This window comes from Oryzobacter telluris (assembly GCF_043099285.1).
In the GTDB taxonomy this organism is placed as follows: Bacteria; Actinomycetota; Actinomycetes; order Actinomycetales; family Dermatophilaceae; genus Oryzobacter; species Oryzobacter telluris.
This window is the reverse complement of the sequence record NZ_CP170723.1, coordinates 530,605-554,055: the sequence shown is the minus strand read 5'-3', so window position 1 is coordinate 554,055 and position 23,451 is coordinate 530,605. Positions and strand designations below refer to the sequence as shown.

20 protein-coding genes are annotated in these 23,451 nt (G+C 73.6%); 8 read left to right on the top strand and 12 right to left on the bottom strand.

Annotated elements, in window-relative coordinates:
• Positions 1-87: 87 nt before the first annotated feature.
• From ACFLFB_RS02395 to fgd, 7 genes are all read right to left on the bottom strand, one after another.
• On the bottom strand, positions 88-1,887 hold the full coding sequence (locus tag ACFLFB_RS02395; RefSeq protein WP_392544110.1) for a BCCT family transporter: 1,800 nt from the start codon (positions 1,885-1,887) through the stop codon (positions 88-90).
• Between the two features lie 286 nt (positions 1,888-2,173).
• A complete protein-coding gene (locus ACFLFB_RS02390; RefSeq protein WP_392544109.1) occupies positions 2,174-2,731 on the bottom strand; it encodes a GNAT family N-acetyltransferase in 558 nt (185 codons plus the stop codon).
• A 177-nt stretch (positions 2,732-2,908) separates the two neighbouring features.
• Positions 2,909-4,999 carry a metallophosphoesterase family protein gene (locus ACFLFB_RS02385; RefSeq protein WP_392544108.1) on the bottom strand — a complete coding sequence of 697 codons (2,091 nt, stop codon included), beginning with the start codon at positions 4,997-4,999 and terminating at the stop codon, positions 2,909-2,911.
• Positions 5,000-5,179: 180 nt separating this feature from the next.
• On the bottom strand, positions 5,180-5,998 hold the full coding sequence (locus ACFLFB_RS02380; protein WP_392544107.1) for an enoyl-CoA hydratase-related protein: 819 nt from the start codon (positions 5,996-5,998) through the stop codon (positions 5,180-5,182).
• Positions 5,999-6,145: 147 nt separating this feature from the next.
• Positions 6,146-7,306 (bottom strand): CaiB/BaiF CoA transferase family protein, encoded by a 1,161-nt coding sequence (locus ACFLFB_RS02375; protein ID WP_392544106.1) that lies wholly within the window; start codon positions 7,304-7,306, stop codon positions 6,146-6,148.
• Positions 7,303-8,214, bottom strand: a complete 912-nt coding sequence (gene folP / locus ACFLFB_RS02370; RefSeq protein ID WP_392545460.1) for a dihydropteroate synthase — start codon at positions 8,212-8,214, stop codon at positions 7,303-7,305. Before folP ends, ACFLFB_RS02375 begins: the two co-directional genes overlap by 4 nt.
• Positions 8,215-8,294: 80 nt before the next feature.
• A complete protein-coding gene (gene fgd, locus ACFLFB_RS02365) occupies positions 8,295-9,317 on the bottom strand; it encodes a glucose-6-phosphate dehydrogenase (coenzyme-F420) (protein ID WP_392544105.1) in 1,023 nt (340 codons plus the stop codon).
• Between the two features lie 112 nt (positions 9,318-9,429).
• Between fgd and ACFLFB_RS02360 the strand changes: the two genes are divergently transcribed.
• From ACFLFB_RS02360 to ACFLFB_RS02340, 5 genes are all read left to right on the top strand, one after another.
• Positions 9,430-10,065, top strand: coding sequence for a DUF1345 domain-containing protein (locus tag ACFLFB_RS02360; RefSeq protein WP_392544104.1), 636 nt, complete (start codon positions 9,430-9,432; stop codon positions 10,063-10,065).
• A gap of 21 nt (positions 10,066-10,086) precedes the next feature.
• Positions 10,087-11,187, top strand: coding sequence for a Glu/Leu/Phe/Val dehydrogenase (locus ACFLFB_RS02355; protein WP_392544103.1), 1,101 nt, complete (start codon positions 10,087-10,089; stop codon positions 11,185-11,187).
• A 217-nt stretch (positions 11,188-11,404) separates the two neighbouring features.
• Complete coding sequence (locus ACFLFB_RS02350; RefSeq protein ID WP_377645213.1) at positions 11,405-11,596, top strand: DUF3073 domain-containing protein; 192 nt, start codon at positions 11,405-11,407, stop codon at positions 11,594-11,596.
• A gap of 172 nt (positions 11,597-11,768) precedes the next feature.
• Positions 11,769-13,316 carry a purine-cytosine permease family protein gene (locus ACFLFB_RS02345; protein ID WP_392544102.1) on the top strand — a complete coding sequence of 516 codons (1,548 nt, stop codon included), beginning with the start codon at positions 11,769-11,771 and terminating at the stop codon, positions 13,314-13,316.
• Entirely contained in the window at positions 13,313-13,879 is a 567-nt protein-coding gene (locus tag ACFLFB_RS02340) for a cysteine hydrolase family protein (protein WP_392544101.1), read from the top strand. The genes ACFLFB_RS02345 and ACFLFB_RS02340 overlap by 4 nt, the downstream gene beginning before the upstream one ends.
• Before the next feature lie 96 nt (positions 13,880-13,975).
• On the opposite strand, the gene ACFLFB_RS02335 is transcribed toward ACFLFB_RS02340, so the two are convergent.
• Positions 13,976-14,404, bottom strand: a complete 429-nt coding sequence (locus tag ACFLFB_RS02335; RefSeq protein ID WP_392544100.1) for a hypothetical protein — start codon at positions 14,402-14,404, stop codon at positions 13,976-13,978.
• A gap of 266 nt (positions 14,405-14,670) precedes the next feature.
• Here ACFLFB_RS02335 and ACFLFB_RS02330 point away from each other — a divergent pair, with 266 nt between their 5' ends.
• Positions 14,671-15,834, top strand: a complete 1,164-nt coding sequence (locus tag ACFLFB_RS02330; RefSeq protein ID WP_392544099.1) for an endonuclease — start codon at positions 14,671-14,673, stop codon at positions 15,832-15,834.
• Positions 15,835-15,975: 141 nt separating this feature from the next.
• On the opposite strand, the gene purM is transcribed toward ACFLFB_RS02330, so the two are convergent.
• Positions 15,976-17,106, bottom strand: a complete 1,131-nt coding sequence (gene purM, locus ACFLFB_RS02325; protein WP_392544098.1) for a phosphoribosylformylglycinamidine cyclo-ligase — start codon at positions 17,104-17,106, stop codon at positions 15,976-15,978.
• Positions 17,107-17,296: 190 nt separating this feature from the next.
• On the opposite strand from purM, the gene ACFLFB_RS02320 reads away from it, so the two are divergent.
• Complete coding sequence (locus ACFLFB_RS02320; RefSeq protein WP_392544097.1) at positions 17,297-17,641, top strand: PadR family transcriptional regulator; 345 nt, start codon at positions 17,297-17,299, stop codon at positions 17,639-17,641.
• Positions 17,638-18,324: an HAAS signaling domain-containing protein gene (locus ACFLFB_RS02315; protein WP_392544096.1), complete on the top strand. Its 687-nt coding sequence runs from the start codon at positions 17,638-17,640 to the stop codon at positions 18,322-18,324. The genes ACFLFB_RS02320 and ACFLFB_RS02315 overlap by 4 nt, the downstream gene beginning before the upstream one ends.
• 69 nt (positions 18,325-18,393) lie before the next feature.
• On the opposite strand, the gene pntB is transcribed toward ACFLFB_RS02315, so the two are convergent.
• The 3 genes from pntB to ACFLFB_RS02300 all read right to left on the bottom strand — a co-directional run bounded on the left by pntB (position 18,394) and on the right by ACFLFB_RS02300 (position 23,447).
• Positions 18,394-19,836, bottom strand: a complete 1,443-nt coding sequence (pntB, locus tag ACFLFB_RS02310) for a Re/Si-specific NAD(P)(+) transhydrogenase subunit beta (protein ID WP_392544095.1) — start codon at positions 19,834-19,836, stop codon at positions 18,394-18,396.
• The gene (locus ACFLFB_RS02305; RefSeq protein ID WP_392544094.1) at positions 19,833-21,377 is read right to left on the bottom strand and encodes a Re/Si-specific NAD(P)(+) transhydrogenase subunit alpha; all 1,545 of its coding nucleotides are present in this window, start codon (positions 21,375-21,377) and stop codon (positions 19,833-19,835) included. The genes pntB and ACFLFB_RS02305 overlap by 4 nt, the downstream gene beginning before the upstream one ends.
• Before the next feature lie 108 nt (positions 21,378-21,485).
• Positions 21,486-23,447, bottom strand: coding sequence for a hypothetical protein (locus ACFLFB_RS02300; RefSeq protein ID WP_392544093.1), 1,962 nt, complete (start codon positions 23,445-23,447; stop codon positions 21,486-21,488).
• Positions 23,448-23,451: the final 4 nt, after the last annotated feature.

The following is a 23,451-nucleotide window of genomic DNA, read 5'->3' as shown; positions in this document are numbered from 1 at the left end:
CAGAGTACGAAGGACCCGTGCGCGATGTGCCGCATCGCGGGAAACCGGTGGTGGTGGCCCCGGCTTCCCGCGATGCGCGTCGTGGGCTCAGCCGCGCGCGATGACCGAGGCCTCGCTCGGGGTGGTGTCACCCTCGGTGAGCAGCGGCTCGTCGGCCTGCTCGACGGTCAGCGCGAAGTCGTCGCCGTGCAGCGTGGCGCCGGTGACGATCGCCTTGTCGACGGCGGCCTCGGCGTAGCGGCGACGGACCATGAGCGGGTCGTCGCGCAGGTCCTTGACCAGCGCCCAGGCCAGCCCGACCATGACGAGCGCGAACGGCAGGGCCGCCACGATCGTGAGGTTCTGCAGCCCGGTCAGCGCGCTGTCGCCGCCGACGAGGAGCATCACGGCGGCGACGCCCCCGGTCGCGATGCCCCAGAACACGACGTTCCAGCGGCTCGGCTCCATGGTGCCGCGCTGCGAGAGCGTGCCCATGACGATCGACGCGGCGTCGGCGCCCGACACGAAGAAGATCGCGACGAGGACCATGACGAGGACGGTCGTGACGCCGGCGAGCGGCAGGGTGTCGAGGAGGCCGAAGAGCTGGCCCTCGGCGGTGGAGGCGCCGGCGAGGTCGGTGCCGGCCTGCTGGGTGTGGATGGCGGCGCCACCGAAGATCGCGAACCAGACCAGGCTCACCAGGCTCGGGACGAGCAGGACGCCGGTGACGAACTGGCGGATGGTGCGGCCGCGGGAGATCCGCGCGATGAACATCCCGACGAAGGGGGTCCACGACAGCCACCAGGCCCAGTAGAAGACGGTCCAGCCGGACAGCCACTCGGCCATGCCGTCGCCGCCCGCGGCGTCGGTGCGGGCCGACATCATCGCGAGGTCCTGGAAGTAGCTGCCCACCGCGGTCGGCAGCAGGTCGAGGATGAAGACGGTGGGGCCGACGAGGAACACGAACGCGGCCAGGGAGATCGCCAGCACCATGTTGATGTTCGAGAGCCACTGGATGCCCTTGGCGACACCGGACACCGCCGAGACGATGAACGCGACGGTGAGCAGCGCGATGATGCCGACGAGGACACCGTTGCCGATCCTTCCCAGGCCGGAGACGATCTCGAGGCCGCTGCCGATCTGGAGGGCGCCCAGGCCCAGCGACGCGGCCGACCCGAAGAGGGTCGCGAAGATCGCGAGCATGTCGATGACGCGGCCGGCCGTGCCGGTGGCGCGGCGCTCGCCGATGAGCGGGATGAACGCCGAGGACACGAGCTGGCTGCGGCCCTTGCGGAAGACGCCGTACGCGATGGCGATGCCGACGACGGCGTAGATGGCCCACGGGTGCAGCGTCCAGTGGAAGAGGGTGGTCGCCATCGCGGTCTGGACCGCGGCGGGGTCACCGGCCTCGACCGTGCCGGGGGGCGGGGTGACGAAGTGCGAGAGGGGCTCGCTGACGCCGTAGAACATCAGGCCGATGCCCATGCCCGCGGAGAACATCATCGAGATCCACGAGACGGTCCGGAACTCCGGCTCCTCGTCGTCGGCACCCAGCGGGATGTTGCCGAAACGGCTGAGCGCCAACCAGATCACGAAGGCGACGAACGCCGAGGCGAGGACGACGAACATCCAGCCCATGGTCGTGACCGACCAGCCGAGGGCGGCGTCGGACGCGGCGCCCAGGGTGTCGGTGCTGAGGAAGCCCCAGGCCACGAACGCCACGGCGATGGCGGCGACGACACCGAAGACGACGGTGTCGACGCGCGAGCCGCGCGAGGGCTGCTCGACGACGTCGATGCCGAGGACGGGGTGCGGCGGCGCGGCCGGGTCGGCGGCGGTGTCGTGGACGTCGGTCGCGTCGGGTCCGGGCGGTGCCGGGCGGGAGTCGGGTCGGGTGTCGGTGCTCACGTGGGTGGTGGCCGCCCGGCGAGGGGGCGGCGAGTCCTTCCAGCTGTCGGTGCGCGGGCACGGCGGTGCCCACGGGTGCGGTCAACCGGTCCACCGAAGCAAAGACCGCAGGGGCACCCAAATCGGCGTCGTGGGTGGGCGGGCGCCGGCTTGACGCGGCCTCACCCCACCTGACCTGCGACGACGTCCTCGTGACGCGTCACGCGGTTTCGCGGCGGCGCGAGACCCTTGTCACAGGGTCCGGGTCCGGGAACGGCCGGGCGGGCTCGGTCGTCCGGGGTCCGCGTCAGCCGGCGGGACCGACCACGGACGGTCGCGGGTCCGACACGACGATGCCCATGATGACGTCGTCGTACCAGCGCTCCCCCATGTGGCAGCTCTCCCGCTCGCGCCCCTCGACGAGGAAGCCGCTGCGCTCGTAGCAGGCGATCGCGGCCGCGTTGAACGACAGCACGCGCAGCGTGACGCGGTGCAGCCCGAGGTCCCCGAAGGCGTGGTCGAGGACGAGCCCCGTCGCCTCCGTGCCGACGCCCTTGCCCATGAACTGCGGCGCGAACATCCCGATCGCGAAGTGCGCCTTGCTGTCGACCTCGCGGACGGAGTGGAGGAAGGCGGCGCCGGCGACCGCGCCCCCGACCTCCACGAGCCAGAACGTGTCGCCGGCCGCGAGCGCCGAGTCGTGCCAGGCGAGCGCCTCCTCCGGCGACATCGGCCCGTCGCCGCGCTCGGAGCCGTAGTTGCGCTCGATCTCCGCGTGGAAGCCGTGGGCGCGCCGGGCCTCGACGTCGGTGGGGCGCAGCGGCCGCAGGGTGATGCGCGGACCGGTGAGGACGGGAGCGGCCATGCCCTCGATCCTCTCCGACCGGGGCGCCGAGCGGGGGCGGCCGGTCGGCCGCATCGGCCGTTTCCCCTCACTCGACGAGGCGGTAGCCGATCCCGGGCTCGGTGAGGACGTGGCGCGGCCGGGAGGGGTCGGGCTGCCCGTCTTGACGCCATCCTGACGCCCCGGGCCCAGGTGGGGTCAGTGGCAGGTGTCGGACCCCGCGTCGCTGAAGGTGTGGCCGGCCTCGGGCAGGAACTGCCAGTCGTAGCCGCCCGGGTGCAGGACGAGCCGGAGCACGCCGTACGTGGCCGCGTCGCGGACCTCGCTGTTCGGCGCGACCGACACCACGGTCGTGTGGTTCGCCCCGCCCGTCCCCACCACGAACTCACGCACCCCGGTGGCCGACCGGGCGCCGGTGGCGTCCATCGGGGCGAACCGCTCGTAGATGTGGTCGTGCCCGTTGAGGACGACCTCGGCCCCGGCCGCCACGAGGTCCTGGACGAAGGTGCGCGCGTTGTTTGCGGCGCGACCCCCGGACGACCAGAGCGGGATGTGCCAGTAGGCGAGGGTGCACCGCGTCGGGTGGGCGGCGAGGTCGGCGCGCAGCCAGACCTCCTGCGGGCTGCCGGGCCCGCAGCCTCCGGCCTCGCCACAGTTGCTGTTGAGGACGACGACGTGCCACGCACCGAGGTCGTAGCCGTACCACCCCTGCCCCTGCTGGCCGGCGGCCGAGCCGAAGTACCGGAAGTACCCGGCGGCCGTACCCGTCGGGTCGCAGTCCGTGGCCGGACCCGAGATCGACGCGAGGTACTCGTGGTTGCCGACCGCGGGCCGCGTCATCCCCTTGAAGCGGCCCCAGGTCGGGTCGTAGGCGGCGAGGAACGCCTGGTAACCGCCGCAGGCGTACTGGATGTCGCCCAGGGCGGCCACCGCGCTGACGCCGGACTGGGTGAGGACGAGGTCGGACACGGCCTTCTGGCGGCACGCGTCGGAGGTCCCGTTGCCGCCGTTGAACGACCCCGACAGGGGGTCGCACGCGATGTCGCCGGCAGCGAGGAGGACCGGGTCGGTCGCGGTGGGCGTCGTCGGGCCGTCGACGCGGACGGTGTCGTAGACGAGGTCGGCGGTGCGTCCGGCGACGTTCTCCCCCACCTGGACCCGGCCGACCGGCGTGGCTCCGAGGTCGCTGACCACGTCGAGGACGGTCGCGCCGTCGAGCGAGACCCGCAGCGTCCCCGGACCGGTGACGGCCCGGAGGACCACGGTGTGCCAGGCGCCGGGGGCGACCACGACCGTGCTGTTGGTGGCGCGCGCGGCCACGGCGTCGCGGACCCCGAGGACGCCGGCGGGCGTCACGTAGACCTCGGCGAGGGCCGTGCCGGCGGCCGTGCGGACCTTGAGGAAGTTCACCGCCGCCGTGCCGGAGAGGGACTGCACCCTGACCCGCACCGACACGGTGACGTCGGTGAGCGGGGTGGCCAGGGTGCGTGAGGCGTTCGCGGCGGCACCGGTCATCGTGGCCCGGGCCGCCCAGAGGCCGTCCGAGACCACCGCCTGCTGGACGACGAGGCCGCTGCCCGAGGTCCAGGCCGAGAGGTCGCCGGTCTCGAAGCCGTCCGCGAAGACCGGGGGCGGCACGGGTGGCGGCGGAGGGGCCGGGACGGACACCGAGACGGCGTCGAACACCACGTCGGCGGTCCGACCGGCCACGTTCTCCCCGAGCTGGACCCGGCCCACGGCGGTCGAGCCGAGGTCGGTGGTGAGGTCGAGGAGCCGGGTGCCGTCGAGGTCGACCTGGAGCCGGCTGCTCGAGCCCGCCACGACGACGTGCAGGGCCACGGCGTGCCACGACCCGGCAGCGACCGCGACGGGCGAGTTCGTCGCCGTGCCGAGCACGTCGTTGCGCACGCCGAGCACCCGGCTCGTCGTGAGGTACACCTCGGCGAGGGCGGCCCCCGAGGCGGTGCGGACCTTGAGGAAGTTCAGTGACGCCCCGGTCGGCCCTGACACGAGCTGCAGGGCGAGGGACGCGACGAGGTCGGGCTGGGTCGAGGCGAGGGTGCGCGAGGCGTACGCCGCTCCGCCCGTGGTCGTGGCCCGCGCCGCGAAGGACCCCTCGGAGACGACGGCCTGCTGGACGACGAGACCCGTCGACGTGGTCCACGCCCCCGTCCCGCCGGACTCGAAGCCGTCGGCGAAGAGGGTGCTGCCGGCGGCCGCGGTGGCGGAGGTCGGGCTCCGGGCCTGCGTCGCGACCACCCCGGCGAGGGCCACGGCGACCACGCTCACCCAGGTGCCCACACGGCGTCGCACCGACATCGCCACCTCCCGCAACGGGCGGCCCCGACCGATGCCGTCGCGGCCTGTCTCGACGCTACCGCCGCCCGCAATGGCCCGTCAGGGCCAGACCGCCCGGCCCTTCTGACCCATCCGGATGGGGCTCCCCCGCGGGCCGCAGCCCCGGCGGGGTCAGCGGGCGCGGAACTCGGGGGTGCGCTTGGCGAGGAAGGCCGCGACGCCCTCGAGGTGGTCCTGCGTGGCCGCGAGCCGGCGCTGGCCCGCGTCCTCGAGGGCGAGGGCGGCCTCCACGTCGGGGCAGGCGGCGTTGACCGCGGCCGTCGTCTCGGCGAGCGCCAGGGTGGCCCCGCCGGCGAGCTCGGCGAGCAGGGCCTCGGCGCGGGCGGCGAACTCCTCGCGCGGCACGCTCTCGGCGACCAGGCCCCAGTCGGCGGCGGTGCGGCCGTCGAGCCGCTCCCCGGTCATCGCCAGGCGCAGCGCCCGGGCCCGGCCGACCGAGGCCGTGACGAGCGCCGTCGCGCCGCCGTCGGGCATGAGCCCGATCCGGCTGAAGGCGAGGACGAAGGGGGCCTCGTCCGCGGCCAGCACGTAGTCGCAGGCGAGCGCCAGCGGGACGCCGATGCCGGCCGCGACCCCGTGGACGAGCGCGACGGTCGGCGTCCGCGCGCCGAGGAGGGTGCGGACCACCTCGGCGCCGGCGTCGAGCACCCCCATGTCGGCACCGGTCTCGGACAGCGGTGCGCCGGAACAGAACCCGCGCCCCTCACCGGTGACGACGATGACGCGGACGGCCGGGTCGTCATCGAGGCGCCGGACACCGGCGACGATCTCCGCGCACATCGCCGGGTCGACCGCGTTGAGCCGGTGGGGTGCGTCGAGGACGACGAGCCCCGCCGCGCCCTCGACCTCCACCCGGACGCGGGCGATGGGCTGGGTTGACTCGGTGGGATCGGTGGGCTCTGCCGGGGACCCGGGGGTGCGCTCGCTCATCCCCCCATCGAACCCCAATCGCGTGCTACCGCCTGGTAGGTGTGGCGATCACCCCACTGACCAGACGGTAGGTCGCGATGCAGACGTGTCCCTAAGGGGAGGGAGGGGAGCCGGACCCGTGGCCGATGGCGCGTGGCCGGTGGAGGGTCAGGCCTGGTGGACGGCTCCGGAGGCGAGGAGCGCCTCGACCTCGTCCTCGGCGAAGCCCAGCCGGCCCAGCCACACCGTGGTGTCGGCGCCCGGCACGGGCACCGGCCCGGGGGCCAGCGTCGGGGTGCCCGACAGGCGCGGCGGTGTGCGCGGCACCAGGCCGCCGTCGGGGCCGGGCACGAAGGTCCCACGAGCAACGAGCTGCGGGTGCGCCGCGGCCTCGGTCAGCGACAGCACCGGCGCCACGCACGCGTCGACCTCCCCGAAGTGCTCGGTCCACTCGTCACGGCTGCGCGTGAGGAAAGCCGCCGTGAACGCCGCCCGCTGCGCCGGCCACGTGTCGGGGTCGTGCTGCTCACCCTCGACCTCCACCCCGAGACCGGCCACGAGCGCGGCCCAGAACTGCGGCTCGAGCGCCCCCACCGCGACGAACCGGCCGTCGGCGCACTCGTAGACGTCGTAGTACGGCGCACCACCGTCGAGGAAGTTCGTCGCCCGCTCGTCGCTCCAGCCACCGACCGCGAGGAGCCCGTGGAGCAGGCTCGCGAGGTGCACGCTGCCCTCCACCATCGCCGCGTCGACGACCTGCCCGCGCCCGGTCGTGGCCCGCGACACCAGCGCCGCGAGGATGCCCGTGACGAGGTACATCGCCCCGCCGGCGAAGTCGGCCACCGGCGGCACCGGGACCACCGGCCGCCCGGCGGGTCCGGCCGCGTGCAGCGACCCGGACACGGCCGCGTAGGTGATGTCGTGGCCCGCGCGCTGCGCCCACGGTCCCGTCTGCCCCCACCCGGTCATCCGCGCGTGCACGAGGCGCGGGTTGCGGGCGAGGCACTCGTCCGGCCCCAGGCCGAGTCGCTCGGCGACCCCCGGTCGCCACCCCTCGATGACGACGTCGGCGTCGTCGAGGATCCGCTGCACCACCGCGCGGCCGTCGTCGTGCTTGAGGTCGACCGCGATGCTCGGGCGCGACCGGCGCAGGCCACCGGCGAGCGCCAGCGGGTTGGACTCCCCCGGCCGGTCGACCCGCACGACCTCCGCCCCCAGCTCGGCGAGCACCATCCCTGCGAACGGCACGGGCCCGATGCCGCCGAGCTCGAGGACGCGCACACCGGCCAGCGCCCCGCCCTCAGTCCCCACGGCGGGCGGAACGATCACGTGGGCACTCCGCGGATGCTCACGGTGGGCGGCCGCTCCCCGCGGATCGAGGCCACCATGTCGACGACCCTCCGCGTGGCCCGCACGTCGTGGGCGCGGAAGACGGTGGCGCCGAGCCACGCCGCGACGGCCGTGGCCGCGAGCGTGCCCTCGAGCCGGTCGTCGGTGGGGAGGTCGAGGGTCTCGCCAACGAAGTCCTTGCGTGAAAGTGCCTGCAGCACAGGGAACCCCAGACCGACGACCGCCTCAGTGTGCCGCAGCAGCGTCAGCGAGTGCGCGGTGGTCTTGCCGAAGTCCAGGGTCGGGTCGACGAGGACGCGGTCGGCCGGGACCCCTGCGGCGACGGCCCGCTCGGCCCCCTCGCGCAGCACGCGCAGCGCATCGTGGACGACCCCGAGCGGCTCGGGCGGGTAGGTCACCCCCACCGGGTCGGTGCGCGGCGGGAGCCCTCCGGTGTGCGAGACGACGTACCCGGCGCCGATCTCGGCGGCTACGTGGACGAGGTCGGGGTCGGCCCCCTGCCAGGTGTCGTTGACGAGGTCGAGGCCCGCCTCCGCCGCGGAGACCCTGGCCACCTCGGCACGCCAGGTGTCGAGGCTGAGGACGAGGTCGGGGTGCTCGTCCCGGGCGCGGACGAGGAACGGCACGACCCGCTCCACCTCCTCAGCGGCGGAGACGACCTCACCCTCCTGGCCGGCACGCACCCCGCCGACGTCGACGAGGTCGGCCCCGAGGGCGACGGCTTCGTCGAGCGCCCGCAGCGCCGAGTCGAGGTCGACGTGCCGGTTGCCCGACCAGAACGAGTCCGGCGTGCGGTTGACGATCGCCATGACGGCCGGGTGCGCGGCATCGAAGGTCCGGCCGCGCAGCCGCAGGGCCGCCGGCCCCGCCGGGACCCGCGCCGGCACCGCGCCGCCGGGGGTACCGGCGTCACCGCCCGCGCCGACCGCACCGGCGTCGCCCGGGGCGCCGCCGTCCGACTGCTCCCTCACCGGGCCGCCGGGACCAGCTCGCGCAGCCCGGGGAGGACCTGCTCGGCGAAGGTCGACAGGAACCGCTCCTGGTCGTGGCCGGGCCCGTGCACGACGAGGTGGTCGAAGCCGAGGTCGGTGTAGACCTTCATCGCGTCGACGACCTCCTGCGGGTCGGAGGCGACGATCCACCGCTTGGCGACCTGCTCGATCGGCAGCTCGTCGGCCGCCTTCTCCATCTCCGACGGCGAGTGGATCGAGTGCTTCTGCTCGGCCGTGAGCGACAGCGGCGCCCAGAACCGGGTGTTCTCGAGGGCGCGGTCGGCGTCCGGGTCCCAGGACACCTTGACCTCGATCATCCGGTCGATGGAGTCGTGCGCGCGCCCGGCCTTGTCCAGGCCCTCGTCGACGGCGGGGACCAGCTGGTCGGCGTAGAGCTCGCGCCCCTTGCCGGAGGTGCAGATGAAGCCGTCGGCCACCCGTCCTGCGTAGCGCGCCACCATCGGCCCACCCGCGGCGACGTAGACCGGCACCGGCTGGTCGGGGCGGTCGTAGATCGCGGCGTCCTCGGTGCGGTAGTACTCGCCCTCGAAGCTGACCCGGTCCTTCGTCCACAGCTCGCGCATCAGCGCCACCGACTCGCGCAGCCGGCCGAACCGTTCCTTGAACTCGGGCCACTCGCCCTCGCCGACCGACCCCACCGCGACCTCGTTGAGCGCCTCGCCCGAGCCGACGCCGAGCATCACGCGCCCGGGCGCCAGGCAGGCCATCGTCGCGAACGTCTGCGCGACCACCGCCGGGTTGTACCGGAACGTCGGCGTCATCACCGAGGTCCCCACCACCACCCGCTCCGTGCGCGCCAGCACCCACGACATCCACGCCAGGGAGTTGGGGGCGTGGCCGCCCTCGAGCCGCCACGGCTGGAAGTGGTCGGAGATGGTCACCGAGTCCAGCCCGAGCTCCTCGGCCCGCACGGCGTAGCCGGCGAGCTCCGTGGGGGCGAACTGCTCCGCCGACGCCTTGTACCCGACTCTCAGCACGACACGCTCCTCGCTGGGGGACGTTCCCGGTGGTCCGGACCCCAGTGTCACACCCCGTCCGCGCGGCGTGGCTCGCGGTGTCGCCGAGGCAACGCCGGTCTAGCGTGAGGACGTGCGACGTCCCCGGCTCCACCTCGCGTCCGGCGCGGTGCTGCTCGTCGTGGCCGCGTTCCTCGTCCCCCTGCCCGCCGGGGCCACCTGGCCGGCGCACGTCCTCGTCGGATGGGTCGTGGGGACCCTCGCGTTCTGCGTCCCGGTCCTGCGCCTGGCCCACCGGCTCGACGCGGACGAGACCGCGCAGCTCCTCGAGGGGGCACAGGGCGGGCGCACCGAGACCGACGTCATCGTGGTGCTCGCCTCGCTGGCCAGCCTGGCCGCGATCGTCGTCATGCTCGCCGGCGACGGTGGAGGGCGCGCGCTCGAGGCGGTGCTCGCGGTCCTCGCCGTCGCGTCGGCCTGGCTCGCCGTGCACACCGTCTACACGCTGCGGTACGCGCGCCACTACCTCGTCAACGAGCCGGGCTGCATCGACTTCGGGCCCACCGAGCACCCGCGCCTGTCGGACTTCGCCTACCTCGCCTTCACCCTGGGGATGACGTATCAGGTGTCCGACACGGGGCTGCGGACCTCGGAGGTGCGGCGCCTCGTCCTGCGGCACACGGTGCTGTCGTACGTGTTCGGCACGGTCGTCGTCGCGGCGACGCTCAACCTCGTCGTCGGGCTCGCGGGCACCCTCGGCAAGGGCTGATCCGCGGGCTAGCGTGGAGCCATGGCCACCGACCTCATCGACCTCACCGGCCACGAGCAGGTCGTGTTCTGCACCGACCCCGAGACCGGGCTGCGCGCCATCATCGCGCTGCACGACACCGCGCTCGGGCCGGGGCTCGGCGGCACGCGCTTCCACCCCTACGCCTCGATGGACCACGCCCTCGCGGACGTCCTGCGCCTCTCGCGCGCGATGTCGAGCAAGAACGCCGTGGCCGGGCTCGACCACGGCGGCGGCAAGGCGGTCATCGTCGGTGACCCCCGCCGCGACAAGACCCCCGAGCTGCTGCGCGCGTACGGCCGGTTCGTCGAGAGCCTGGGCGGTCGCTACGTCACGGCCTGCGACGTCGGCACCTACGTCGCCGACATGGACGTCGTCGGCGAGGAGACCCGCTGGGCCACCGGCCGCTCCCCCGAGAACGGTGGGGCCGGCGACTCCTCCGTGCTCACGGCCTGGGGCGTCTTCCAGGGGATGCGGGCCGCGGCGCAGCACGTGTGGGGCGAGCCGACGCTCGCGGGGCGCCGGGTCGGCATCGCCGGGGTCGGCAAGGTCGGCCGGCGGCTGACCGAGCACCTCCTCCAGGACGGGGCCTCCGTCGTGGTGACCGACGTCTCCGACGACGCCGTGCGCTCCCTCCTCGAGGCGTACCCGCAGGTCGAGGCCGTGGGCGACGCCTACGCCCTCGTGCGCGGCGACCTCGACGTGTTCAGCCCGAACGCCCTCGGCGGCGCGCTCGACGACGACACGGTGGAGGCCCTGCGGGTGCAGGTCGTGTGCGGCGGCGCGAACAACCAGCTGCCCGGCGAGGCGCCCGGCCGTACCGCCGACCGGCTGCGCGCCAAGGGCATCACCTACGCCCCGGACTTCCTCGTCAACGCGGGCGGTGTCATCCAGGTGAGCGACGAGCTGCACGGCTTCGACATGGAGCGCGCCCGCACCAAGACCACGGCCATCTTCGACCACACCCTGCAGGTGCTGCGCGAGGCCGACGAGCACGCCGTGAGCCCCGCCGTGGCCGCCGACCGGCTGGCCGAGCGGCGCATCGCGGCGGGCCGTCGCCGGCCGTGGCTGCCCGGCGACCCCGTCGGGACCGGGGACGACTGAACGTCGCTCGACGGTCTCCCGGGCGGGCGGCCGGGGAACACGGCGCGCCGGGGAGCCGTTGTCCCGGACGGCGTCGCCGGACCGCCTCCACTGATGTACCGTTGGCGCCACGACACATACACGATTCCCGGGACCGCTCCGCGACGTGGGATGACCTCAGCAACGGGGCCGTCCCTCTCGCGATGTCGCCCCGGCAGACGCACGAGGGGGTCACGCCATGGGGCGCGGCCGAGCCAAGGCCAAGCAGACGAAGGTCGCTCGCGAGCTGAAGTACTACAGCCCGGACACCGACCTCTCCGCGCTTGAGCGAGAACTTCACGGTCCCGGTGACGGAGGTCGCTCCACGAGCGACGCCCGAGAGCCGGAGGACGAGGACGACTACGGTCAGTGGTCCTCGGGTCGGCGTTGACGCCGACCTGACCCGCGTCTGACGGATGTCCCGCACCCCCGGTGCGGGACCTGCGGTGTGCACGGCGTCGGTGACGCCCTGCCCTGAGTGGCCTGCGGCGCCCTGACCTGCTGCGTCGACCCACAGGTGGGCTACGACGGTCTCGTCGCCGGGCGGTCCTATGCTCGGCACCATGACTGAGACGACGGTCGCCGCCACGCAGCGGCTCGGGGTCGAGACCACCGGCATCGAGATCATCGACGAGGCCGACCGCACGGCGCGTCCGCGCGACCTGTTCTGGCCGTGGTTCGCGGCCAACGTGTCCGTGTTCGGCATCTCCTACGCCGCGTTCGTGCTCGGCTTCGGGATCTCCTTCTGGCAGGGCGCCGTTGTCACGGTGCTCGGCATCATCGTCTCGTTCGTGCTGTGCGGCGTCGTCGCCATCGCGGGCAAGCGGGGCTCGGCCCCGACGATGATCCTGTCGCGGGCGTCGTTCGGCGTCACCGGCCAGAAGGTCCCCGGGGTCATCTCGTGGCTGACCTCGATCGGCTGGGAGACCTTTCTCGCCATCCTCGCGGTGCTCGCCACCTCCACGATCTTCGAGCGGCTCGGCTGGGGCGGCGGCACCGGCACCAAGATCGCTGCGGCCCTGGTGGTCGCGGCGATGATCGTGCTCGCCTCGGTCGCCGGCTACCACGTCATCATGCGGCTGCAGTCGGTGCTCACCTGGGTCACCGGCATCGTCACCATCGTGTTCGTCGTCGTCGCGGCGGGGGAGATCGACTGGTCGGCCGTGGCCGCGCTGAAGTCCGGGTCCACGGGCTCGGTCGTCGGCGCCTTCGTCATGCTGATGACCGGCTTCGGGCTCGGCTGGATCAACATCGCCGCCGACTGGTCGCGCTACCAGAAGCGCTCGGCCCCGGGCGGCGCCATCGTCTTCTGGAACACCTTCGGCGGTGCGGTCGCGCCCGTGCTGCTCGTGCTCTTCGGCCTGATGCTCGCGGCCTCCGACCAGAAGATCCTCGAGGGCATCCCCGGCGACCCGATCGGCACCCTGGCCTCGATCCTGCCGACGTGGTTCCTCGTGCCGTTCCTCGTGGCCGTGATCCTCTCGTTGGTCTCGGGCGCGGTGCTCGGCATCTACTCCTCGGGGCTGACCCTGCTCTCGCTCGGCGTGCGGATCCCGCGGCCGGCGGCGGCGCTCGTCGACGGCCTGCTCCTCACCATGGGCACCTTCTTCGTCGTCTTCGTCGCCCAGGACTTCCTCGGCCCGTTCCAGAGCTTCCTCATCACCCTCGGGGTGCCGCTCGCCGCGTGGGCGGGCATCTTCATCGCCGACCTCGCCCTGCGCCGCAAGGACTACGACTGGGGCGCCGGCGGCGCCGACGCCCTGTTCGACGTGCGCGGCCGCTACGGCGCCTGGGACTGGGTCTCCATCGGCACGATGGTCGTGGCGTCGGTCATCGGCTGGGGCCTGGTCGTCAACAACTTCGCCCAGGACGCTGCGTGGAACAACTGGCAGGGCTACCTCCTCCAGCCGCTGGGCCTGGGGACCTACGTCACCGAGGGTGAGGGCGCGCCCTACTGGGACGGCTCGTGGCCGTACTCGAACATCGGGGTGCTGCTCGCCTTCGCGATCGGCTTCGTCGTCTGCTTCCTCGCCCGGCGCGGCACCGTCGCGCGCCAGGAGGGTGAGGGCGCCGAGCGGGTCCGTACAGAGCCGGCCGAGCGGGTCCGGTGACCTCTCCCTCCCCCACGGCCGTGCCGGCGGTCCCGGAGGTCGTCGAGGGCGGCTGGCTCGTCGTCGTCGACCCGCAGGTGGTGTTCGCCGACCCGGCGACGTCGCCGTGGGGCTCGCCGCTGTGGGCGTCGGTCGTGCCACGGATCGTCGAGCTGGCCGCGGCGTACGGCCCGGAGCGCACGGTGGTCACCCGCTTCGTCGCCGACTCCTCGCTCGGCGGGTCGTGGGGTCCGTACTACGAGGACTGGCCGTTCGCGCTGGTCGACGACGGTGACCCGCTCTACGCGGTGGTGCCCGAGCTGGCCCACGCGGCGGTGCACGTGGTCACCGCGGGGACGTTCGGGAAGTGGCCGGTGCTGCGCGACGTCGTCGGCGACGACGCCCATCTCACCGTCACCGGGGTGTCCACCGACTGCTGCGTGCTCTCGACGGTCCTCCCCGCGGCCGATGCCGGGGCGACCGTGCGGGTCGTGGCGTCCGGGTGCGCGGGCTCCACCGTGGAGAACCACGAGCGGGCGCTCGGCGCGATGGCCCTGTACGCCCCCCAGGTCACCATCACCTGAGGCCTGGCCCTCCGCGAGCTCCACACCCCGCCACTCATTGCGCTGGGTGAACGCCCTTCCCGGCGTGTCGCGTTCGCTGAACGCAATGAGTCGGGGTCAGAGGAGGCCGGAGAGGCGGAGGACGAGGGCGCCGGCCACGAGGCCGACGAGTGCCCCGACGGTCCCGCCCGTGCGGGGGCCCAGGGCCTCACCCCGCGAGACGACCGCCGTCGTGGCGAGGCCGACGCACCACCCGACGAGCAGCCCCGGCAGCGACGCGAGCACCAGCCCCGCGACATCGAGGTCGACGGGCGTCTGCGGCCGCAGGATGCCGATGGTGAACGCCGCCATCGCCCCCGCCGCTACGAGCACCACGAGCCAGGCCGCGAGGGCGAGCGTGCCGAGGGACAGCACGCCGACGGCCCACCACCGGGCGGTCGCCCAGTGGTGGGCCCGGACCACGTCGCGCCTCGTCCCCAGCACCGACGTGGCCCCTGCGCCACGCGAGAGCCCGGGGTGGACGGGCGGGAGGTCTGCGGTCGACATCCCCCGAGGATGGCGGGCCGGCGCGGCTCCCGTCATGGGCCCGCGTACTCATCTCCTCCCCCCGGCCCCTCCCCGACCTCGTGCGACTTAGGCACGGTTCTCGCACCTCTGGATCGCCGAAACCCGTACCCACGTCGCACGAGGTCGGACTGTCGATACACCCGAACGACGTTGTCCGCCACCGGAGGAGGACGTCATCGCGGCGTCACCGACCGGCCACCCGCTCGACGAGCGGACCCGACGATTGTGCGGCAGGCTCTGCGCCCATGACCGGACACCACCGGAGGAACCGCGCCCGCACCCTGGGCCTGACCCTCGCCCTCACCCTGCTCTCCGTCCTCGGCCTCGCAGCCACCCCGTCGCAGGCCGCGACGCCGCTCACGGTGGCCCAGGCCATCGGCCAGCAGAACGGCTCGGCCCAGACCGTGCGCGGCTACGTCGTGGGCCAGCCGACCGCCACGAACACCGTCGTGACGTCGAACTATCCGAACGACTACGCCCTCGCCATCGCCGACACGGCGTCGACGACGAACACGGCGCAGATGCTCTACGTCCAGATCCCGACGGCCTTCCGGGCACAGTGGGGGCTGAAGACGAACCCCACGCTCAAGGGCAAGCAGATCGACGTCACCGGAGCGCTGGCGGCGTACTTCTCGCACCCGGGGATGACCGGGACGAGCGCGTTCGCGCTGGCCGGCGGTGGCGGTCCGACCGACCCGCCACCCGGGGGCACGAGCCCCTGGGACAGCACGTACTACGCGCCGGCCATCGGCAAGACGGGGACCGCGCTGAAGACCTCGCTGCACGACATCATCGACAACCAGACCAAGCTCACCTACGACCAGGTGTGGACCGCGCTCAAGGACACCGACCAGGACCCGAACAACACGAACAACGTCATCGAGATCTACTCGGGACGCTCGATCGCGAAGTCCGACAACGGTGGTGGCGTCGACCAGTGGAACCGCGAGCACGTCTGGGCGAAGTCGCACGGTGACTTCGGCACGGCCACCGGGCCCGGGACGGACGTCCACCACCTCCGCCCGGAGGACGTCACGGTGAACTCCGCCCGCGGCAACCTCGACTTCGACAACGGGGGCAGCACGGTGAGCCAGTGCACCGGCTGCGCGGCCGACGCCGACTCCTTCGCCCCGCGGGACGCCGTCAAGGGCGACGTGGCGCGGATGATCTTCTACATGGCCGTGCGCTACTCCGGCGACGACGGCTGGCCCGACCTCGAGATGAACAACTCCGTGGCCAACGGCTCGGCGCCGTACATCGGCAAGCTGTCGGTCCTGCTCGCGTGGAGCGCCGCCGACCCGGTCGACGCGTTCGAGATGCGGCGCAACGACCGCATCCACTCGACGTGGCAGGGCAACCGCAACCCCTTCATCGACCACCCCGAGTGGGCCACCTCCATCTGGGGCTGACCCGCCTCCCTGGACCCCGCGGTGAGTGCGGAAGTGGTTGCCCCGGCGACCGTTTCCGCACTCACCGCCGTCGTTCTCGGCCGTGAGTGCGGAAATGGCTGTCCCAGCGACCGTTTCCGCACTCGCGGCTGGGGGGTGGGGTCAGGCGGTGGGGTGGTCGCCGACGACCTGGACGGCCCCGCCGTCGACGCCCTTGGCCCCGCGGACGACCTCGACGCCGGCCTCGACGGGGGCGGTGGCGGCCTCGTGGACCTCGCCCATCACCCACGCGTGGATGCCGCGCGCCTCGAGGTGCGCGACCGCCGCGTCGACCCCGGTGGCCGGCAGCACCGCGACGAAGCCGACACCCATGTTGAGGGTGCGCTCGAGGTCGGAGCGGGGCACGCCGCCGAGCGCACCCACGGTGGAGAACACGGCCGGCGGGGTCCACGTCGAGCGGTCGAGCCGGGCGTGGACGTGCGGCGGGAGGACGCGCGCCAGGTTGGCCGCGAGCCCGCCACCGGTGACGTGCGAGAGCGAGTGGACGTCGATGCCGTCGGAGCGCACGAGGTCGAGCAGGTCGGCGGAGTAGACGCGGGTGGGCTCGAGGAGCTCCTCGCCGAGGGTGCGGCCGAAGTCCTCGACGTGGCGGTCGAGCGCCCAGCCGGCGTGGGCGACGACGCGGCGGACCAGCGAGTAGCCGTTGGAGTGCAGCCCGCTGGAGGCCAGCCCCAGGACGACGTCGCCGGGGACGACGCGCTGCGGACCGAGGACGTCGGCGTACTCGACGACCCCCGTGGCGGCACCGGCGACGTCGTACTCGTCGGGGTCGAGGAGGCCGGGGTGCTCGGCGGTCTCGCCACCGACGAGGGCGACCCGCGCCTGCTCGCACGCGGCCGCGATGCCCGAGACGATGGCCGCGATCCGCTCGGGCACCACCTTGCCGGTGGCGATGTAGTCGGTCATGAAGAGCGGCTCGGCGCCGCACACGACGATGTCGTCGACGACCATGCCGACGAGGTCGAAGCCGATGGTGTCGTGCCGGTCGAGGGCCTGCGCGATGGCGACCTTGGTGCCGACGCCGTCGGTGCTCGTCGCGAGGACGGGCCGCGCCATCCGCGCGATGGCGCTGGCGTCGAACATCCCGGCGAAGCCGCCGAGCCCGCCGAGGACCTCGGGGCGCGTGGCGCGGCGGACGCTGGCCTTCATCAGCTCGACCGCCTTGTCACCGGCCTCGACGTCGACGCCGGCGGAGGCGTACGTGATGGAGGTCGGCTGGCTGGGCTCGCTCACGCCCGGCAGCCTACCGGCGGGCGCCGGAGGCCCCGCCCTCGCGTCCGCCCCGCGCCCTCGCGCGACGCCCCCGCCCGGTCGAGGTGAGGCCACACGCAGGGAACCGGCCGCGACGCTCTGCGTGTTGCCTCCTCTCGTCGGAGGGCACGGGGTCTTGCGACGGTGCGTCGAGGCCGCTACCTTGTGACGCATGGAACCCGGCGACAGCGCCATCCTGACGCACCTGCGGCGGGGCGCCCTCGAGCACTGCGTCCTCGCGCTGCTCGACGGCGAGCCGCGCTACGGCCTCGACATCGCCCGCCGCCTGGGTGACGACGGGGTGCTGCTCGCCGGAGAGGGCACCCTCTACCCGCTGCTCGCGCGGCTCCGGAAGCAGGGCCTGGTCGACACGACGTGGGCCGAGTCGACCTCCGGCCCGCCGCGCCGCTACTACTCGCTCACCGCCGAGGGCCGCACCGCCCTCGCCACCTTCCAGCGGACGTGGAAGACCTTCCGCGACGCCGTCGACTCCACTCTCCAGGGGGGATCCCAGTGAACAGCTCGGACACGCGCGTCAGCGCCTACCTCGACGACCTCGCCCGGATGCTCGGCGACCTCGACCCGGCGACGCGCGACGACGTCCTCGCCGGGGTCCGCGAGCACCTCGACGCCACCCTCGCCGAGCACCCCGACGACCCGGCCGCGGTCGATGCCGCGCTGCTGCGCCTCGGCCCGCCCGAGCAGGTCGCCGCCGCCGCCCGCGCCGACCTCCCGCCCCCCGCCACAGACCCCTACGCCCGGCCCGGCGCCACCCCCGCCACCAGGCACCCCCGCCGAGCCCGCGTGGCCGCCCTGGCCTCCCTCGTCATCGTGGCGGTACCGACGGCCGTCGCCCTCGTCGGCCGGGTCGGCGCCGAGGTCCTGAACTCGATCGGGACGGACGACACCGGCGGGCTGTTCCTCGGCCCGCACCCGTCCGAGGCCCTCTTCGTGCTGCCACCGCTGCTGCCGCTGTGGATCCTCGCCCTGGTCGTCGCGCTGCTCGGTCCCGACCTGGAGGCACGGACCAAGGCGGGCCTCGTCTCCGTCGGCCCCGCCATGACCGCCAGCGTGCTGACGGCGACCCTGCTCTCGGACCCGCGGTCGTTCGCGACCCCGATCGTCCTCGTGGTCCTGGGCGCGACGGCCGCGGCGATCGTCGTCACCGCACGCAAGGTCTGGCGCGACACCCGCCCCTGACCCGCCGCGAGTGCTCAGGTGGCTGCCCGGGCAGCCACTTCCGCACTCACGGCGAGAGAAGCCGGGAGGTCAGAGGGCGCGGATGATGTCCTCGACGCGGTCCTTGGCGTCGCCGAAGAGCATCTGCGCGTTCTCCTTGAAGAACAGCGGGTTCTGCACGCCGGCGTAGCCCGTGGCCATCGAGCGCTTGAACACGATGACGTGCTCGGCCTCCCACACCCGGATGACCGGCATCCCCGCGATGGGCGACGTCGGGTCCTCCGAGGCGGCCGGGTTGACGGTGTCGTTGGCGCCGATGACGAGGACGACGTCGACGTCCTTGAGGTCGTCGTTGACCTCGTCCATCTCCAGGACGATGTCGTAGGGCACGTGGGCCTCGGCGAGCAGCACGTTCATGTGCCCGGGCAGGCGCCCGGCGACCGGGTGGATGCCGAACTTCACGTCGACCCCGCGCTCGCGCAGCTGGCGGGTGAGCTCGGCGACGGGGTACTGCGCCTGCGCCACGGCCATCCCGTACCCGGGGGTGATGACGACCGAGCGGGCGTTGGTGAGCAGCTCGGCGGCGCCCTCGGCGGTGACCTCGCGGTGCTCGCCGTAGTCGACGTCGTCGGACACGGTGCCGCCCTCGACCCCGAACCCTCCGGCGATGACCGAGAAGAACGACCGGTTCATCGCGCGGCACATGATGTACGAGAGGTACGCACCCGAGGAGCCGACGAGCGCGCCGGTGATGATGAGCAGGTCGTTGCCGAGGAGGAAGCCCGCGGCGGCCGCCGCCCATCCGGAGTAGCTGTTGAGCATCGACACCACGACCGGCATGTCGCCGCCGCCGATCGAGGCCACGAGGTGCCAGCCCAGCGCCAGCGCGACGATCGTCACCAGCCCGAGCACCGACGCCCGCAGCGCGACCGCGTCGGCCGGGAGCAGCACGTAGACGACGGTCAGCACGACGAACACGACGATCGCGCCGAGGTTGAGCCAGTTGCGGAACGGCAGCATCAGCGGGGAGGACTTGATCCGTGCCGACAGCTTGAGGAACGCGACGATTGACCCGGTGAAGGTCACCGCGCCGATGAAGACGCCGACCATCACCTCGACGTCGTGGATGGCGGGGTACGGGGTCTCCTCGTACGAGGAGTTCCAGCCGACGAGCACGGCCGCGAGCCCGACGAAGGAGTGGAGCATCGCGATGAGCTCGGGCATGCCGGTCATCTCGACCTTCTTGGCCCGGTCGAGCCCGATGGCCGCGCCGATCGCCATCGCGGCGACGACCAGGAGCAGGCCGACCCAGCCCGAGCCGTCGCGGTCGGCACCACCGGCGCCGAGCGGCTCGGCGTCGACCCCGCCGGTGGCGGCGAGGACCGTGACGAGGAGGGCGATCGCCATCCCGATGATGCCGAAGCGGTTGCCGTTGCGCGCGGTCTCGTGCCGCGACAGCCCGGCCAGGGCGAGGATGAAGAGCAGCCCCGCGATGATGTAGGCACCCTGCACGAGGGTGAGCGAGAGGGTCATCGGGTCGCCCCTTCGCGACGGAACATCTGGAGCATCCGCGCGGTGACCCGGAAGCCACCGAAGACGTTGATGCTCGCGACGAGGATCGCGACGAACGCCAGCACCGACACCGCCACCGAGCCGTGCCCGACCTGCAGCAGCGCGCCGACCACGATGATCCCGCTGATCGCGTTGGTCACCGACATCAGCGGGGTGTGCAGCGCGTGGTGGACGTTGCCGATGACGTAGAACCCGACGACGACCGAGAGCATGAAGACCATGAAGTGGCCCAGGAACGGCTCGGGCGCGAACGCCGCCACGAGGAGGAAGAGCAGCCCGACGCCCACGGCCAGGGCGGTCTTGCGCTGGGGGGTCAGCACCGGTTCCCTCGGTTCCGGAGGTGGCGCGGCCGCGGCGGCCGCGGGGGCCGGGGCCGCGGAGACCTGCACCGGCGGCGGGGGCCAGAGCACCTCGCCGTCGCGCACGACGGTCATCCCGCGCTGCACGACGTCGTCCATGTCGAGGACGAGGTGGCCGTCCTTGTCGGGGGTCAGCAGCTTGAGCAGGTTGACCAGGTTGGTGCCGAACAGCTGCGAGGCCTGGGTGGGCAGCCGGCCGGGGAGGTCGGTGTAGCCCAGGATCGTCACCCCGTTCGCGGTGACGACCTTCTGTCCGGCGACGCTGCCCGCGACGTTGCCGCCGTTGGCGGCCGCCATGTCGACGACGACCGTGCCGGACTTCATGGAGGCCACCATCGCCTCGGTGAACAGGCGCGGGGCCGGACGGCCCGGGATGAGGGCGGTGGTGATGACGATGTCGACGTCGGCGGCCTGCTCGGCGTACATCGCCGCGGCCTTGGCGTCGAAGTCGGCGCTGGTCTCCCTGGCGTAGCCGTCAGCGGAGGGGCCGGTGTCCTCGACCTCGATGCGCAGGAAGTCGGCGCCCATCGACTCGACCTGCTCGGCGACCTCGGGACGGGCGTCGAACGCACGGACGATCGCGCCCAGCGACCGCGCCGTGCCGATGGCCGCCAGCCCGGCGACCCCCGCGCCGACGACGAGGACCTTGGCCGGCGGGACCTTGCCCGCGGCCGTGACCTGACCGGTGAAGAACGAGCCGAACTCGTGCGCGGCCTCGACGACCGCGCGGTAGCCGCCGATGTTCGCCATCGACGACAGCACGTCGAGCGACTGCGCGCGGCTGATGCGCGGCACGGCGTCCATGGCGAGGGAGGTCACGCCGCGCGCGGCGAGCTTCTCGACGAGGTCGGGGTTCAGCGCCGGCGAGACGAGGGAGGCGACGACCTGCCCGGGGCGGAGCAGGAGCAGCTCGGCATCCGTGGGGGCGTTGATCTTCAGCAGGATGTCGGCGTTCCAGACGGCCTCGTCGATGACGTCGGCGCCCGCCGCTGAGTAGGCCGCGTCGTCGAAGCTGGCGTGGGCCCCCGCCCCGGACTCGACGAAGACGGCGTACCCCAGCGCGCGCAGCTGCTCGACGGTCTTGGGCGTCGCGGCCACCCGGGTCTCACCCGGGAGCGACTCCTTCGGCACTCCGATGCGCACAGTGGTACCTCTTTCACGACGAGGGGATGGGTCGAACCTAGCGGTTCGACCCATCCCGTCGAGAGGTCCGTCCCACGTGGCGCGCGCCGCGGGGGACGGTCGTCGTGCTCAGTCCTGCGAGCGGCGGAACCCGTTGCGCTCGGCGGCGGCCTCGTCGTAGAACCACACGTCCGGCTCGCCGTCGTCGTACCCGGCGTCGCCAGGGACACGGGCGGTCATCGAGTCGCGGAAGCCCTGGACCGGGTGGTCGAGCGGCTGCGCACCGTCGTCGAGGGTGGCGGCGGAACCGACGCCGTAGCCGCCGTCGCGCAGCTCGTGGAACTCCGAGACCCGGCGCGCGGCGCGCTCGGTGACGGGGCTCTCGTCCGCGCCGGGAGCGTCGTCGGAGGTCGCGTCGTCGGAGGTCGTGTCGTCGGAGGCGCTGGTCTCGGCCGGCGCCTCGTCGGCCGGGGTCCCGGCGTGGTCGGAGGGAGCCTCGTCCGCGACGGCGTCGTGGTGCGCGGTCTCCTCGACCGGCTCCGGCTCCTCGGAGGCGAGCTCGGTGCGGTCCTCCTCGAGGGCCTCGCCGCGCGCGCGGTTCTCCTCGAGCAGCTCGCCCTCGTCGGCCGCCCAGTCGCGGGTCGGGGTCGGGTCGAAGCGCTCCTGGGTGGACTCGCCGCGCTCCGCGCCCTCACCGGAGGAGGCGGGCTCGTCGGCCGCGTCGTCCGCCAGCGTGTCGTGGGGAGCCGTGATGGCCTCCTCGGTGGTGTCCACGTCGTGCGCAGCAGCGGGCTCCTCGTCCGCGTCGGCCGCCAGCGTGTCGTGGGGGGCCGTGGTGGCCTCCTCGTCGGCGTCCGCCGGGGTGTCGTGAGCAGCGGTCGGCGCCGCGTCCTCCAGCGAGGTGTGCTCGTCGGAGGACGTGGTGTCGGCGTCGGCGGAGGTCTCGTCGGAGGCCGCGGCGTCGGACTCGACCGGGGCGGTCTGGTCCTCGGCGAGGAGCGGCTCGGTGGAGGCGTAGTCCTCGATGTCGCCGATGATCGTCGGGCCGTCGGGGCTGGCGTCGGGGGTCGCGTCGCCCTCGGAGGTCGCGGTCCCGGCGTCGGTGGCGCCGTGGTCCGTGGCGTCCGCCTCGGCGGGGGCGTCGTCGGAGCGGGGGCCGCCCCACTCCCCGCTGGGGGACTCGACGTCGTGGGAGAGGTCGGTGTGGGCCGGGTCGTGCTCGCGGGTGTCGTCGCTCATACCCGCACCCGTACCCGCGGCGGCCGCGGCGGAAACGCCGGGAGCGGCGTCGTCATCGCCGGCCTCGGCCCGCGCCTCGGTGACCTCGCCGTCCGGGACGTGGTGCCCTGCGGCGCTGTCGTCAGCGGCGGGCACGGCGTCGGTGGTCGGGGCGGACGGCGCCTCCGTGGGACGGGTGTCACCCTCGGGGGTGACGTCGTCGCGGTAGTCGGCAGCACTCGCGACGCGCTCGCTGTCGGCGTCGTGGTCCTCGTCGTCGTGGTGGGCGGACGCCGCGGCCACGGCACCGGCCCCCGCAGCGGCGGCCACCGGTGCGGCCGACCAGGACCCCTGGGACTCAGCCTGCTCGCGCGCCGCACGCCGCTCGGCGCGCGTCATCGGCGCCTCGCCCTCGACCGCACGGTCGTCGTCGGCGTCGTCGGCGTCGGTGTCAGCGGCACCCGCGCGGCCCGCCTCCACGGCCGGGGCCGCGTCCTCCGTGGGGACCGGGGCGAACGAGGACTCCTTGACGTCGGGGTCGACGTCGTCGGCCCGGCGCATCTGCGCCTCGTACTCGCGCTGGGTCGCGTCCGCGGCGGCGCGCTGCTCGGCGGCCTCCTGCTCCAGGCGGGCGGCCTCCTGGGCGCGCTGCTCGGCCTCGGCGCGGGCGACCGCCGCGCGCTCCTCGGTCTGCTGCGCGAACGCCTGCTGGCCACCCATCGTGGCGGCGATCTCCTCCGCACGCCCCCTCAGCTCGGCGGCCTCGACCCGCTGGGCCTCGCGCTGGCTGGAGCCGCGTCGCATCAGCCACAGGATGACGAGCACCACGGCGACCACGATGAGGAGCAGCAGGATGAGTCGGCCGGTTGGCATAGGT